The sequence below is a fragment of the Streptomyces kebangsaanensis genome, assembly GCF_001906585.1.
GTDB lineage: Bacteria > Actinomycetota > Actinomycetes > Streptomycetales > Streptomycetaceae > Streptomyces > Streptomyces kebangsaanensis.
This window is the reverse complement of sequence record NZ_JUJA01000110.1, coordinates 1-12,531: the sequence shown is the minus strand read 5'-3', so window position 1 is coordinate 12,531 and position 12,531 is coordinate 1. Positions and strand designations below refer to the sequence as shown.

Here is a 12,531-nt window from a genome sequence, read left to right as displayed (position 1 = left end):
CCCGCCGAACCAGGGCCTGCAGAAGCGGATCGACCTGTTCGGGGAGGAGCAGCTCGTCGGCTTCTACAACACCTTCACCGCCCGGTGCGCCACGTCCGCCTTCCGGGCCGACGGCATCGGCACGGTGCGGGTGAGCCGGGACCCGGCCACCGGGGACGTCCACGCGCTGCGCGGCCCGCACTTCGCCTCGATGCAGTTCCACGCCGAGTCGGTGCTCACCCGGAACGGTCCCCGGATCATGAGCACCCTGCTGCGGGGGCTGCTGTGAACCGACCAGTGAACGACGACAGTCAGGAGCCGGGCAGATGAGTCCGACCACCACCTCCGCGCCCAGCGGATCCCGCATCGGCGTCCTGGGAATCGGCTCGTACCTGCCTTCCCAGGTCATCACCAACGACATGCTCGCGGACCGGGCGGGCGTCACCGAGGAATGGATCGTCCGGAAGACGGGCATCGTCGCACGCCGCGCGGTCAAGCCCGACGAGGCCACCTCCGACCTCGCCGTCTACGCGGCCCGCGCCGCCCTGGAGGACGCCGGGATCAGCCCCTCCCAGCTCTCACTGGTCGTCGTCGGCACGGCCACCCCGGACATGGCCGGGCCGTCCGTCGCCAGCCTGACCGCGCTGGCCCTGGAGTGCCCCACGACCACCGGGACCTTCGACATCCAGGCGGCGTGCGCGGGCTTCCTGACCGCCGTCGACATGGCCTCGACGTACCTGAGCGTGCGCGGTGGATACGCACTGGTGATCGGCGCCGACACCTACAGCCGCTTCCGCAACCACGAGGACCGGCGCACCACCGCCCTGTGGGGCGACGGCGCGGGCGCCGTGGTGCTGGGCCCGGTGGACGACGGCAGCGGTCTGCTGGCCACCCGGATCACCAGCTTCCCGGTGGACACGGAGGTCGGCGGCATCCCCGCCGGCGGCAGCCGGCTGCCCGCCTCGCACGAGACGGTCGACGCCGGGCTGCACTTCGTGCGCATGAACGGCCGCCGGATCATGGAGATCTTCCAGGAGCACATCCCACCGATGACGAAGGCCTTCCTGGACGACGCCGGCCAGGATCTGGAGGACGTCGACCACGTCGTGCCGCACCAGGGCAACCAGCGGATGGTGGAGAGCCTCCCGGAACTGCTGGGCTTCACCCGCCCCCGGCTGCACGCCAGTGCCCACGACTTCGGCAACACCGGCTCCGCGTCGATCCCGGTCACCCTGGACCGGGCGGTGCGCCAGGGCCGTATCCGGTCCGGCGAGTCGGTCCTGATGGTCTCGATCGGCGCCGGCATGACGTTCGGCTTCGCGCTGCTGCGCTGGAAGTGAGGGAGGAGAGGACGATGAGCGCACCCGACACGACGGCCACCACGGCCCCGGCGGCCACTGCCGCCCCGGCGGCCACCACCGTTCCGACGGACAACGGCGACACGAGCGACTTCGTGTTCGACGTCGACGCCTACCTGGACCGCATCGGGGCCGAGCGCCCCGCCGCGGTGAACTACGAGGCACTGTGCTACCTGCAGGAACGTCACATGATGACGGTCCCGTTCGAGACGCTCGACCTGATCCTGAAGAACTTCCCCAGCGTCCGCGACGAGCCCCTGTACGACAAGATCGTCAACCAGCGCAGGGGCGGCGGCTGCGGTGAGCTGAACACCGCCTTCGCCCTGCTGCTGCGCCACCTGGGCTACCCGGTAACCCTGCTCGGCGCCCGCATCCTGCACAACGGGAAGCACGCCTTCCGCGGTCAGTACCACGGCCACCTGGTACTGCGCGTCGACCTCGACCAGCCCTACCTGGTCGACGTCGGCTTCCGCTGGGCCAGCCGCAAGCCGCTCGAACTGCGCCGGCCGGGCGTCCAGAGCGACCCGCACGGCGACTACCAGCTCTTCTTCACCGCGGACGGCGACGTGGAGATGGTCCACAACGGCGTGCTGCGCTGGCGGGCCGAGACGCACCCGAGGGAGGTCGACGACTTCGACGCGGCGCTCTGGTACCTGTGGTCGTCCCCCCACGCCCCCGCCAACACCCAGCTGTGGGCGTCCATCGTGACCCCCGACGGCCGGATCTCGATGTTCAACCGCGTCCTGACCGAGTACGAGAACGGCGAGCGCAAGTCGTCCCGCGTCCTGGACGACGACGCCGAGTTCCTCACCACGTTCGAGAAGTTGTACGGGATCAGGCTGGGCGAGGTCCCCGACCTGCCGGCGACCACGGAAGGGGTCTGAAGTGAGCAAGGTGCGTTGGGGACTTCTGGTCACCGGGGGCTACGCCAACGTCGCCGTCGCGGCGAACGCCGCATCGGAGACGACGGAGTTCACGGCGGTCGCGACCGGCGACGCCGAGGAGGCGCGCCAGTACGCCGGGACCCACGGCATCCCCCGCAGCTTCGGCTCCTTCGAGGAGCTGCTGGCCTGCGAGGACGTCGACGCGGTGTTCGTCGCGCTGCACCCCGTCGACCACGTGGAGTGGACGGTCAAGGCGCTGCGGGCCGGCAAGCACGTCATGTGCGAGAAGCCGCTGGGGCTCACCGTGGAGGACGTGGAACGGGTCTTCGACGAGGCGGAGGCGGCGGGCCGCAGGTGCATCGAGGGCGTGATGTTCCGTCACCACCCGCAGACCCGGCTGGCCAGGCGGCTGGTGGACGAGGGCCGCATCGGCGACCTCATGTACGTCTACGCCGCCTGCACCGCCGCCGTGCCGCCGGACTACTTCCGCCGGGACCGCGCGCTGGGCGGCGGCGCGATGCTCGACCTCGGGGTCTTCGCGCTGAGCGCGATCCGGTGCTTCGCCGGCAACCCCACCCGCGTGTACGCCGAGGAGGTGCGCCGCGGCCCCGGGGCCGCCGACCACGGTTTCACGGCCAGTCTGCGCCTGCCGGGCGACGTGCTCGGGCAGTTCGTGGTCGGGCAGGACATCGCCCGCGGCGACTTCCTGCACGTGGTGGGCACCAAGGGCCGGGTCGTGGTGCGCCGGCCGTGGTTCGGCGGCACGGACCCCGTCGAGCTGGACCTCCAGGGACCGGTGCCGCTGCTGGAGTCCCGGAAGGAGTACTTCCCGGTCGACCCGGAGGGCGCCTACCGGCTCGACGAGATGTTCCACATCTCCCGGATCCAGTTCGACGAGGTGTCGACCGCGATCGCGAAGGACACCGAGCTGCCCTTCGGCCGCGAGGAGGCCGTGGACCAGGCGCGCGCCGTGGCGGCCCTGCTCCGGTCCAGTGCCACGGCCCAGCCGGTGGACCTGGCATGACGCACCGGGCGGAACCGCACCCGGGGTGACCCCGGCTCTCCCCGGCTCTCCCCCGACTCCGCGGACCGACCGCGGACCGGCACGTGGCCACGGGGCTCCCCCCGCCCCGTGGCCACGTGCCCGAAGCCGGCTTCGACGGCCGCCCCTTCCGCCGAGGCCGGCTTCACCGCGTTCCCGCACGGTCCGGAGCAAGGAAATGAGAGAGGGGGCTCCACCCACACACGGGGGGCCAAAAGGGTGCTCGGAATACCTTGTCGAAAAGGTGCGCGAGCGAGGACCGTGGAGGTGCCGAAGAAAGTCTCCATCAAGTCAACGGGGGATACGATGGGTACTGCCGCACTCATAGCCGAAACAGCCGCCGGGAAACCTACGCCCGCGGCCTCCGATTCATGGTGGGACGACGGGTCCCTCACCGAATTCGGAGCGGTGCTCTTCGCATCGCTGCCGCGCAGCGACCAGCGCCGAAAAGGGGTCGAGTATCTGCGCGGACTGCTCGGTGTCCGCGGCCGCCGGTCGATACGGAATATCGCCGCGCTGCTGGGCGGCTCGGCCACCGAGCAGAGCCTGCACCACTTCGTCTGCAGCTCCACCTGGGACTGGGCGCCGGTACGCCGGGCCCTGGCCCGGCACCTGCTCCAGGCCGTGCCGCCGCTCGCCTGGGTGGCCCAGCCGATGGTCATCCCCAAGGCGGGGGAGAACTCCGTCGGCGTCGACCGGCAGTACGTCCCCGAGGTGGGCCGGGTGCTCAACGCCCAGCGCGCGATAGGGGTCTGGGCCGCGTCCGAGCACACCAGCAGCCCGGTCAACTGGCGTCTGCACCTCCCCTCCTCCTGGCTGGGCGACAGGACCAGGCGCCGTCAGGCGTCGATCCCCGAGGACCTCGGCGCGCGGAGCATCGGCGACATGACGGTCGACGCGTGCCTGGAGACGGCCCGGGAGTGGCGCCTGCCGCCGCGTCCCGTGGTGCTGGATGCCCGCAACATGGACATGCCGATGACGGTCCGGCGGTTCGGCGAGGCCGGCGTCCCCTTCCTGGCGCGGATCAACAGCACGAGCCCGCTCGCGGTCACGGACCCCTTGCGGCTGGGCCGGGGACCGGCCGTACAGCCGGCCGGCCGGCTGATCGAGTCCGACCGCGAGGCGCCGCGTCCGGTGGTGTGGCGGGAAGCCGGGGAGGGCTCCAGCACGCTGCACACCAGCGTCGTCTCGGCCCTGAGCGTCCGGCTGCCGCGGGCCGCTCCCGGCGGCCCGGCGGCCCGGGACCTCTGCCTGGTGGGCGTCGGCAGCGGCCCCCGCCGCCGCCTCGGCCAGCTCTGGCTCACCGACATGACGGACGCCCCGCTGCCCACGCTGGTCACCTGGAGCAGGCTTCCCTTCCGTACGGAACGCGACTTCCGCCAGACCACGGACCGCCTGGGCATCCGCGACTTCGCCGGCCGCTCCTACGGCGGCTGGCACCGCCACGTCACCCTCGCCTCGGCCGCCCACGCCGTCTCGGTCCTGGGCAGCTCGCCGAAGCGTCCCTGAGCCCTGCCGGGCCGACCGGACCGCGGGCAGGCGGCGCCGCGCACGTCGCCCGTCCCTCACACACGTCACCCGCCGGCCCGTCCTCACGGGCCGGCGGGTGCACGGCGGGGGTCACAGCCGGCGCAGGCGGGTGATGGCGTCCTGTGTGGCGGTGGTCGCGCCCTCGAAGTAGGCGCTGATCGTCTCCAGCTCGTCCGTGGAGTACCGCAGGGCCATGGTCATGATGCCCTCCACCAGGGGGTGGAAGACCTCGGCGACTCCCACGCTCTTCTCGGTCGGGACGATGATCACCTTGCGCCTGTCCTGCGCCCCCCGCTCCCGGCGGACGTACCCCTGCGACTCCAGCCGGTCGACCACCCCGGTGATGGCCCCCGTGGTGAGACCGGTGACGCGCGCGAGGTCACCCGGAGTGAGCGACGTCTCCCGCGGCAGCCCCCGCATGTACGTCAGGATCCAGGCGTCCGTCGGATGGATGTCCAGGTGCTTGGCCACCGCGCTGTTCAGGGAGATGCTGGTCAGGCCCAGCTCCCGGGCGGCCGTCATGGCCCGCTGGAGCGCGGCGTTGCGGCGGGGGTCGTCACTGCCCTGACCGGCCCGCACGTGGTAACCCTCTGTGTTCGTCGGTGCCGTGGATTCCGTACTTGACATGGGCCCTCTTACTCTCATAGCCTTCAGCTATCTTAGCAGGGAAGATAGTTCTTCATTGAGATGCCTTGCATGTAAGGTACTCCTTCGGCAGCGGGAAGTCCCAGTGGATGAGCGCCTCCGGCCGGCCGGACCGGGCCGCCGGGCCCCGGAATCCGGTCGACGGAAACCGGGTTCACACGGAACGGCCGATTCCTTCAGTGGAGCCGGAGGGGTGCGGCCCCCGTAATGTAAGGTGACGCGCAGCGCACCGGCTTACTTGTTCATCGCCATGTTGGACTCCCACCGGGAGAAACCGGCTTCCCGCCGCCTGGAGAGTGATGTCTCAAGAAATCGCCGCGCAGTCCGCCGAGTTGCCCTTCCTCGAGTTGCTCGCCGAAAAATCTCCCACCGAGGAATGGGAAGAACTCGTTTCCCGGGGCCGGCTGGATCAGGCTGATTTACAGAACCTGGAATCGATGGAACGGGCCCGTGAATACGCCTTACGCATCGACGAACGCTTTCGACGGCTGAATTACCGCAACGACCGGCTGCTGCTCCTCATGGACGCGGTCCGGGACATCGCCGAACGGCGCAGCTTCGGTTCCCTGCTCGCCACGATCGTGCGGCGCGCCAGAGCCCTGGTGCACGCGGACGTGAGCCTCGTCGGCCTCTACGACGACGAGGGCATGGCCGTGCGGCAGGACGGCCTGATCTCCCCCGTCCCGGGGCTGCACATCCCCGCCGACACAGGCCTGAGCGGCCACGCCCGCCACGCCGGCGCTCCGGTGTGGACGCCGGACTACCTGAAGGACGAAAGCTTTCAGCGCAACGAGCTCCTCGACTGCCTCTTCGAGAGGGAGGGGCTGCGGGCCGCCGTCGCGATCCCGCTGTGCACGCCGGAGAAGGCGATCGGCGTCCTGCTGTGCGCCCACCGCGAGGTCCGCTCCTACTCGCCCGACGAGCTCTCCCTCATGAACTCCCTGGCCGGTTACGCGGCCTCCGCCGTCGAGCGGTGCCGCGCCCTCGACGAGGCCAGGGCCCGCATCGCCCGCATCACCTCCAAGTACGACCGGCTGCGCGCCCGGGTGCACGCGGAGCAGCGGGCCGAACAGGCCGGCCGCCGCCTGCTCGACGCCGTACTGGCCGGGGCGGACGCCCAGGCCGTCACGGACGAGCTGGCCAGGACGCTCTCCCTGTCCGTGGCCCTGCGCGACGAGAACGACCTCACCCTCGCGGTCTCCGGCCGGATCCCGGCCGAGGGCGACGCACTGGACGAGGCCCTGCTGGAGGCCCGGGTCGAGAACCGGGCCACGCGCGCCGGCGACGACATCACCGTGCTGCCGGTCACGGCGGGCGACGAGGACCTGGGCGCGTTGATCGTGCACAGCGGGCGGCCCCTCGACGAGTCGGACCACGCGGTGGCCACCCACGCCGCACGCGCCTCGGCCGTCCTGGCCCTGGTCAACCGCAGGGCCGCGGCGCAGGGTCAGGCCCGCGACGAGGCCCTCGACGCCCTGCTCGACCGCCCCGGGCGCGATCCGCAGCGCACCGCGCAGCTCACCCAGCGCCTCGGGGTCGACCTCGCCCGGCCCCACGTCGTGGTCGTCGCCCACGCCGAATCCGGCCGGCGCGGCCGGATCACCGCCTGGGCCTCGCGCCACGTGTCCCTGCGCGGCGGGGCGAAGACCCTGCGCGACGGCTGCCTGGTCCTGCTGCTGCCGGGCGACGACCCGGGCGCGGCGGCGCGCGAGGTGTCACGCCGCCTCGGCCAGGCGCTCAACCACTCGGTGACCGCGGGCGGAGCCCCGGCCGACGGTGAGCCGGACTCGGTCGCGAACGGCTACCGGCAGGCCAAGCGGTGCGTCGAGGCGCTGACGAGCATGGACCGGCACGGTGCCGCGGCGACCGCGGAGGAGCTCGGCTTCGTGGGCATGCTGCTCGGCGGGAACCGCGACGTGCGCGGTTTCATCGACCGGACCATCGGCCCGGTCCTCGACTACGACGAGGAGCGCTCGACCGAGCTGGCCGGCACCCTGGAGGCGTACTTCGCCGCGGGCGGCAGCCCCACCTACGCCGCCGACGCGCTCCAGGTGCACCCCAACACGGTCCACCGGCGCCTGGAACGGATCGCCCAGCTCCTCGGCCCCGACTGGCAGGAACCCGCCCGCGCCCTGGAACTGCAGCTGGCGCTGCGGCTGCAGCGGGTGTTCGGCTCCCTGCACGACCCGCAGCCGGCGCACACCCCCTGACCCGGACACGGCGGCGGCACCCGGAAACCCGCACCGGGCGCCGCCGCCGTGGAACGGCAGGAGATCGCCAGGGGATCGCCCATTGCGAGATCGAAGATTTGCCGCGCGAGTGCGAGTGATCACGCGCGGCATCCGAACGGGCCCGATATTGTCGTTATCGGGATAAAAGGTTAGCCTTCCCTTAGCTACTCAGGTGATTCCGTGGTCGAGGATGTCGATGGGCTCAGTGCAATGGGATGAACGCCGGAAGAGCCGTCCGTCCGTGCCGGTGGATTCCGCGCCGGATCCGGATGCGCGACTGGCCGACCTGCGACCCGGGATGAGCGGCCAGGTGATCGACATCGACGAGTCCGTCGAGCCGAGCACCGCGCGGCGACTGTTCGACCTGGGGTTCGCCCCCGGCGCGGAGGTCACCGTGCTGCGGAAGTCGCCGCTCGGCGACCCTGTCGTCTTCCAGGTCGTGGAGTACGAGGTGGCGCTGCGCAAGGCGCAGGCCGCCGGCATCCACGTACGGCGCATCGCGTGAGCGCGCACTGCGGTCAGGTGGCCCGGACCGTCACCGGCAAGACCCGTCTGGCCCTGGTCGGCAGCCCGAACTCGGGCAAGAGCACGCTTTTCAACGCCCTGACCGGTCTGCGGACCAAGACCGGCAACTACCCCGGAGTGACCGTCGCGCGCTATGAGGGGACAGCGCGTGTCGGCGGGCACGAGGTGGTCGTCGAGGATCTGCCCGGCACCTACAGCCTCGACCCGATCAGTCCGGACGAGCAGGTCGTCGCCGATGCGCTCGACCCGGACAACCCGGACATCGGCACACCTGACGGCATTCTCGTCACGATCGACGCGACGACGCTGCGCCGTTCCCTCGGGCTGCTCGCCCAGGTCATGCGGACCGGCCTGCCGATCTGCGTGGTGCTCACCTTCCGCGACGAGCTGACCCGTCGCGGCGGCACCCTCGACGTCTCCGCCCTCCGCCGTGCGCTGGGCGTACCGGTCGTCGGGGTGACCAGCGGGTCACGCAACGACCTGGCACAGTTGCAGTCCATGCTGCTCGACCTGGCCGCATGGGAGCGGCCGGTCGTCCCGCCCCCCACCGACCCCTCGCAGCGGCGGGCCTGGGTGGAGTCGCTGCTGCAGAGCGCCGGCTACGAGGTGCCCGAGGTCGATCGCCGCACGCGGCGCATCGACGCCGTGCTGCTGCACCCGCTGTGGGGCACGCTCATCTTCTTCGCGACCATGTTCGCGTTCTTCCAGATCATCTTCACCGTCGCGGCACCGCTGCAGGACGCGGTGCAGAGCCTCTTCGACTCGCTCGGCACACTGGTCACCGAGCACGTCCCGAACCCGTTGCTCTCCGGCTTCCTCGGCAGCGCCCTGATCGGCGGCGTGGGCGGCGTACTGGTCTTCCTCCCGCAGATCGCCCTGCTGTTCCTCATGATCTCGCTGCTGGAGGGCAGCGGCTACCTCTCCCGCGCGGCATTCCTGATGGACCGGATCATGGCCAGAGCCGGGCTGGAGGGCCGGGCGTTCGTCGCCCTGCTCTCCTCCCTCGCCTGCGCCATCCCGGGCATCATGGCCACCCGCTCCCTGCCGTCGGCCAAGGACCGCTTCGCGACCATGATGGGCGCGCCGCTGATGACCTGCTCGGCGCGTCTGACGGTCTATGTGCTGCTGACCGGCCTGCTGGTGAGCCCGGACACCAGGGTCGGCCCCTTCGGCGCCCAGGGCGTCGTCATGTTCGCCCTGTACCTCGTCGGCGCGCTCTCGGCCATGGCGACGGCCTGGGTCTTCAAACGGTTCAGCAGCCGGGGCGGACCGGTGCTGCCGTTCTACATGGAGATGCCGTCCTACCGGTTGCCGCGGCCGCGGTCGGTGGCCGACGCGATCTGGAGCGCCTGCAAGGGCTTCCTGCACAAGGTCGGCCGGATCATCCTGCTCGTCACCGTCGTGCTGTGGCTGCTGCTCAGCCTGCCCATGCACAGCGATGCGCAACTGCGCTCCGCCGGGGTCGACCCGGTCGACCGGACCGCGGTCTCGGCCTACGCGGTCGACCACAGCTACGCCGCCGACATCGGTCACGCCATCGAACCCGTCTTCGCACCCCTCGGCTTCGACTGGCGGATCAACATCGGCGTGCTGGGATCGCTGTCCGCCCGCGAGGTGTTCGTCGCCACCCTCGGCCAGGTCGCCGCGGCCCAGAACCCCGAGCAGCCGGCCGAGGCCCTGACACACATGACCTACACCGACGGGCCGCACCAGGGGGAGAAGCTCTTCACCCCGGCCACGACGGCCGCCTTGCTGGTCTTCTTCCTCTACGCGCTGCAGTGCATGTCGACCATCGGGGTCATGCGCCGTGAGACCGGCTCGTGGAGATGGCCCGCGGTCGCCTTCGGCTACATGTTCGTGCTGGCCTGGACCATGGCCTTCCTGACACACACCCTCGTAGGGCTGTCGGCATGAGCGTCGTCCCCATGCACCCCGAGGCCACGGCCGACCCGCAGACCGTCCGCTGGGTGATTCCCGCCGGCACGCTGCCGGTCGTCGGAGAGATCGCCGAGGCACCGGACGAGCTCGGGAAGATGCTCCACTCCGAAGACGTCGTCTCCCTCGCGGTGGAGACACAGGCCGTGGTGATCCGGCTCGCCGACGGCCGGAGCTGGTCCGGCACCGGAGCGCGGGTGCGCGACGCGCTCAGCGCCGCACTGCGGCACCCTCGGCAGTGGCGGCCGGCCGAGACGGTCACCGAGGACGACATGCTGCGCGCCGCACTGCAGGACGTCCTGGACGGATCCGCCGGCGACTACATCCGCTCCCACGGCGGCGAGGTGACGATCGTCTCCGCCCACGACCGGCACGCGGAGGTGCGGATGGCGGGCACCTGCACGCACTGCCCGGCCGCCGGGTTCACCCTCCACTCCCGCCTCGAGTCGGAGCTGCGCGCCCGGTTCCCCGCCCTGGTCGAGCTGCGGGCCACGGAGGAGCCCGGCAAGGCGTCGAGGCGCTCGTGGCTCACCCTGCGCCGCCGCAGCGCGTGACCGCCGCATCCCACTGGAGGCGAGCACCTCGGCCGACAGGCCGCACACGACCGCCGCCGGCAGTCACAGACTCCTGTTCACCGGGGCCGACCCGGACAGATACTCCAGGATCCTGCCCGTGAACAGTACTCACGGTCTCGGCTGAACGACGGTGAACGGGGCTGAACGGGACGGGAACCGAGACGGCCGCACTCCTCACCGCAGCGCCGGAGACGGCCCGCGGCCGGCTGCCGAAACCGCCGCACTAGTGGGAGCTAAGCCGCCTTGGGCCGCGCGGCACGCATGCCCCAGGCGGGCTCCTGTACCTCCTCGGGCAGGAAGGGCTCGTCTTCCCCGAAGTCCGGGGCCTGGAAGGGGTTCGTCGCCGGGGGCGGCGATGCCGGAGCAGCACGGCGGGGTTGCCCTTCCAGGGCGGAGAACAGCGACGTCAGATCGATGGGAGGTCTCCCTTTCGTTACAGGTCCCCGAAGGGGCCTGGCGTGCCGTGACCGGGCACAGCGGTCCTACAGCTTGGTCATCTTGGCGTACGGGCTCAAGATCCGCATTTGCGCCGAGCCGAAATCCACGAGCGCCGCGATTCCGTCCTCGACGCCGATCACCCGGCCGAGGCCGTACACGTCGTGTGTGACCTGGTCGCCCACGGCGAAGTGCTTGGGAGTCGGCGTGACCGGGGCCTTGAAGGGGCTGGTGGGCAAATGGCGCTTCGGTGCAGCAGGCTTTGTCATCGCCCCCAGTATGCACATACGAACTGCGCGGGTGGCCGACTCCCGGGGGCAGGAGCATCTGATCGTCGGCCTCCGCTCCAGCAGGAACCGAGCCTGCCGACCGGCCGACAGACGGGCGGAGTCGGGCGGTTCGGCTTCATGGGCGGCCGAACCGCCCGTACCCTTCGTGGTGTCTACGGCGTCACATGGTGGGCGCCACACACTGGAGGCAATACCTCGTGCTGATCGCTCAGCGACCCTCACTGACCGAAGAGGTCGTCGACGAGTTCCGTTCCCGGTTCGTGATCGAGCCGCTGGAGCCGGGCTTCGGCTACACCCTCGGCAACTCCCTGCGCCGCACCCTCCTGTCCTCGATCCCGGGTGCGGCGGTCACGTCCATCCGCATCGACGGCGTCCTGCACGAGTTCACCACCGTGCCGGGCGTCAAGGAGGACGTCACCGACCTGATCCTCAACATCAAGCAGCTGGTCGTCTCCTCCGAGCACGACGAGCCGGTCGTGATGTACCTGCGCAAGCAGGGCCCGGGTCTGGTCACCGCCGCCGACATCGCGCCGCCGGCCGGTGTCGAGGTGCACAACCCCGACCTCGTCCTCGCCGTGCTCAACGGCAAGGGCAAGCTGGAGATGGAGCTGACCGTCGAGCGCGGTCGCGGCTACGTCTCCGCCGTGCAGAACAAGCAGGTGGGCCAGGAGATCGGCCGGATCCCGGTCGACTCGATCTACTCGCCGGTGCTGAAGGTCACGTACAAGGTCGAGGCGACCCGTGTCGAGCAGCGCACCGACTTCGACAAGCTGATCGTCGACGTCGAGACCAAGCAGGCGATGCGTCCGCGTGACGCCGTGGCCTCCGCGGGCAAGACCCTGGTCGAGCTGTTCGGTCTCGCCCGCGAGCTGAACATCGACGCCGAGGGCATCGACATGGGCCCGTCCCCGACGGACGCCGCCCTGGCCGCCGACATGGCGCTGCCGATCGAGGAGCTGGAGCTCACCGTTCGGTCGTACAACTGCCTCAAGCGCGAGGGCATCCACTCCGTGGGTGAGCTCGTCGCCCGCTCCGAGGCCGACCTGCTGGACATCCGCAACTTCGGTGCGAAGTCCATCGACGAGGTCAAGGCGAAGCTGGC

The 12,531-nt window shown here is 70.9% G+C and carries 11 protein-coding genes and 1 pseudogene; 10 read left to right on the top strand and 2 right to left on the bottom strand.

What is annotated here, in order from left to right:
• The 5 genes and pseudogenes from RH94_RS43520 to RH94_RS15875 form a co-directional block, all read left to right on the top strand.
• Window positions 1-268: pseudogene (locus tag RH94_RS43520) on the top strand (phenazine-specific anthranilate synthase component I); the annotation flags it as partial.
• 37 nt (window positions 269-305) lie between these two features.
• On the top strand, window positions 306-1,319 hold the full coding sequence (locus RH94_RS15890; protein WP_073948241.1) for a 3-oxoacyl-ACP synthase III family protein: 1,014 nt from the start codon (window positions 306-308) through the stop codon (window positions 1,317-1,319).
• A gap of 14 nt (window positions 1,320-1,333) precedes the next feature.
• Entirely contained in the window at window positions 1,334-2,221 is an 888-nt protein-coding gene (locus RH94_RS15885) for an arylamine N-acetyltransferase family protein (RefSeq protein WP_079189052.1), read from the top strand.
• Window position 2,222: 1 nt separating this feature from the next.
• Window positions 2,223-3,245: a Gfo/Idh/MocA family protein gene (locus tag RH94_RS15880; protein WP_073948240.1), complete on the top strand. Its 1,023-nt coding sequence runs from the start codon at window positions 2,223-2,225 to the stop codon at window positions 3,243-3,245.
• 324 nt (window positions 3,246-3,569) lie between these two features.
• On the top strand, window positions 3,570-4,772 hold the full coding sequence (locus tag RH94_RS15875; protein ID WP_456154167.1) for an IS701 family transposase: 1,203 nt from the start codon (window positions 3,570-3,572) through the stop codon (window positions 4,770-4,772).
• A 111-nt stretch (window positions 4,773-4,883) separates the two neighbouring features.
• On the opposite strand, the gene RH94_RS15870 is transcribed toward RH94_RS15875, so the two are convergent.
• Complete coding sequence (locus RH94_RS15870; RefSeq protein ID WP_158073055.1) at window positions 4,884-5,420, bottom strand: MarR family winged helix-turn-helix transcriptional regulator; 537 nt, start codon at window positions 5,418-5,420, stop codon at window positions 4,884-4,886.
• Between the two features lie 317 nt (window positions 5,421-5,737).
• Here RH94_RS15870 and RH94_RS15865 point away from each other — a divergent pair, with 317 nt between their 5' ends.
• The 4 genes from RH94_RS15865 (at window position 5,738) to RH94_RS15850 (ending at window position 10,683) form a co-directional block, all read left to right on the top strand.
• Window positions 5,738-7,648: a helix-turn-helix domain-containing protein gene (locus RH94_RS15865; RefSeq protein WP_073948237.1), complete on the top strand. Its 1,911-nt coding sequence runs from the start codon at window positions 5,738-5,740 to the stop codon at window positions 7,646-7,648.
• Between the two features lie 262 nt (window positions 7,649-7,910).
• Window positions 7,911-8,174: a FeoA family protein gene (locus RH94_RS15860; protein WP_199880970.1), complete on the top strand. Its 264-nt coding sequence runs from the start codon at window positions 7,911-7,913 to the stop codon at window positions 8,172-8,174.
• Window positions 8,171-10,108 (top strand): ferrous iron transporter B, encoded by a 1,938-nt coding sequence (feoB, locus tag RH94_RS15855; RefSeq protein ID WP_073948235.1) that lies wholly within the window; start codon window positions 8,171-8,173, stop codon window positions 10,106-10,108. The genes RH94_RS15860 and feoB overlap by 4 nt, the downstream gene beginning before the upstream one ends.
• Window positions 10,105-10,683: a NifU family protein gene (locus RH94_RS15850; RefSeq protein ID WP_073948234.1), complete on the top strand. Its 579-nt coding sequence runs from the start codon at window positions 10,105-10,107 to the stop codon at window positions 10,681-10,683. The genes feoB and RH94_RS15850 overlap by 4 nt, the downstream gene beginning before the upstream one ends.
• 503 nt (window positions 10,684-11,186) lie before the next feature.
• Here the strand turns inward: RH94_RS15850 and RH94_RS15840 are convergent.
• Entirely contained in the window at window positions 11,187-11,408 is a 222-nt protein-coding gene (locus tag RH94_RS15840) for a hypothetical protein (RefSeq protein ID WP_073948290.1), read from the bottom strand.
• Window positions 11,409-11,626: 218 nt separating this feature from the next.
• Between RH94_RS15840 and RH94_RS15835 the strand changes: the two genes are divergently transcribed.
• The coding region (locus RH94_RS15835; RefSeq protein WP_073948233.1) for a DNA-directed RNA polymerase subunit alpha at window positions 11,627-12,531 on the top strand (905 nt) is incomplete at its 3' end.

Bases quoted from the DNA above. Each gene is read 5' to 3' on its own strand.
- RH94_RS15890 (WP_073948241.1), top strand. From the start codon at position 306: ATGAGTCCGACCACCACCTCCGCGCCCAGCGGATCCCGCATCGGCGTC.
- RH94_RS15885 (WP_079189052.1), top strand. From the start codon at position 1,334: ATGAGCGCACCCGACACGACGGCCACCACGGCCCCGGCGGCCACTGCC.
- RH94_RS15840 (WP_073948290.1), bottom strand. From the start codon at position 11,408: ATGACAAAGCCTGCTGCACCGAAGCGCCATTTGCCCACCAGCCCCTTC.
- RH94_RS15865 (WP_073948237.1), top strand. From the start codon at position 5,738: ATGTCTCAAGAAATCGCCGCGCAGTCCGCCGAGTTGCCCTTCCTCGAG.
- RH94_RS15870 (WP_158073055.1), bottom strand. From the start codon at position 5,420: ATGTCAAGTACGGAATCCACGGCACCGACGAACACAGAGGGTTACCAC.
- RH94_RS15875 (WP_456154167.1), top strand. From the start codon at position 3,570: ATGGGTACTGCCGCACTCATAGCCGAAACAGCCGCCGGGAAACCTACG.
- RH94_RS15850 (WP_073948234.1), top strand. From the start codon at position 10,105: ATGAGCGTCGTCCCCATGCACCCCGAGGCCACGGCCGACCCGCAGACC.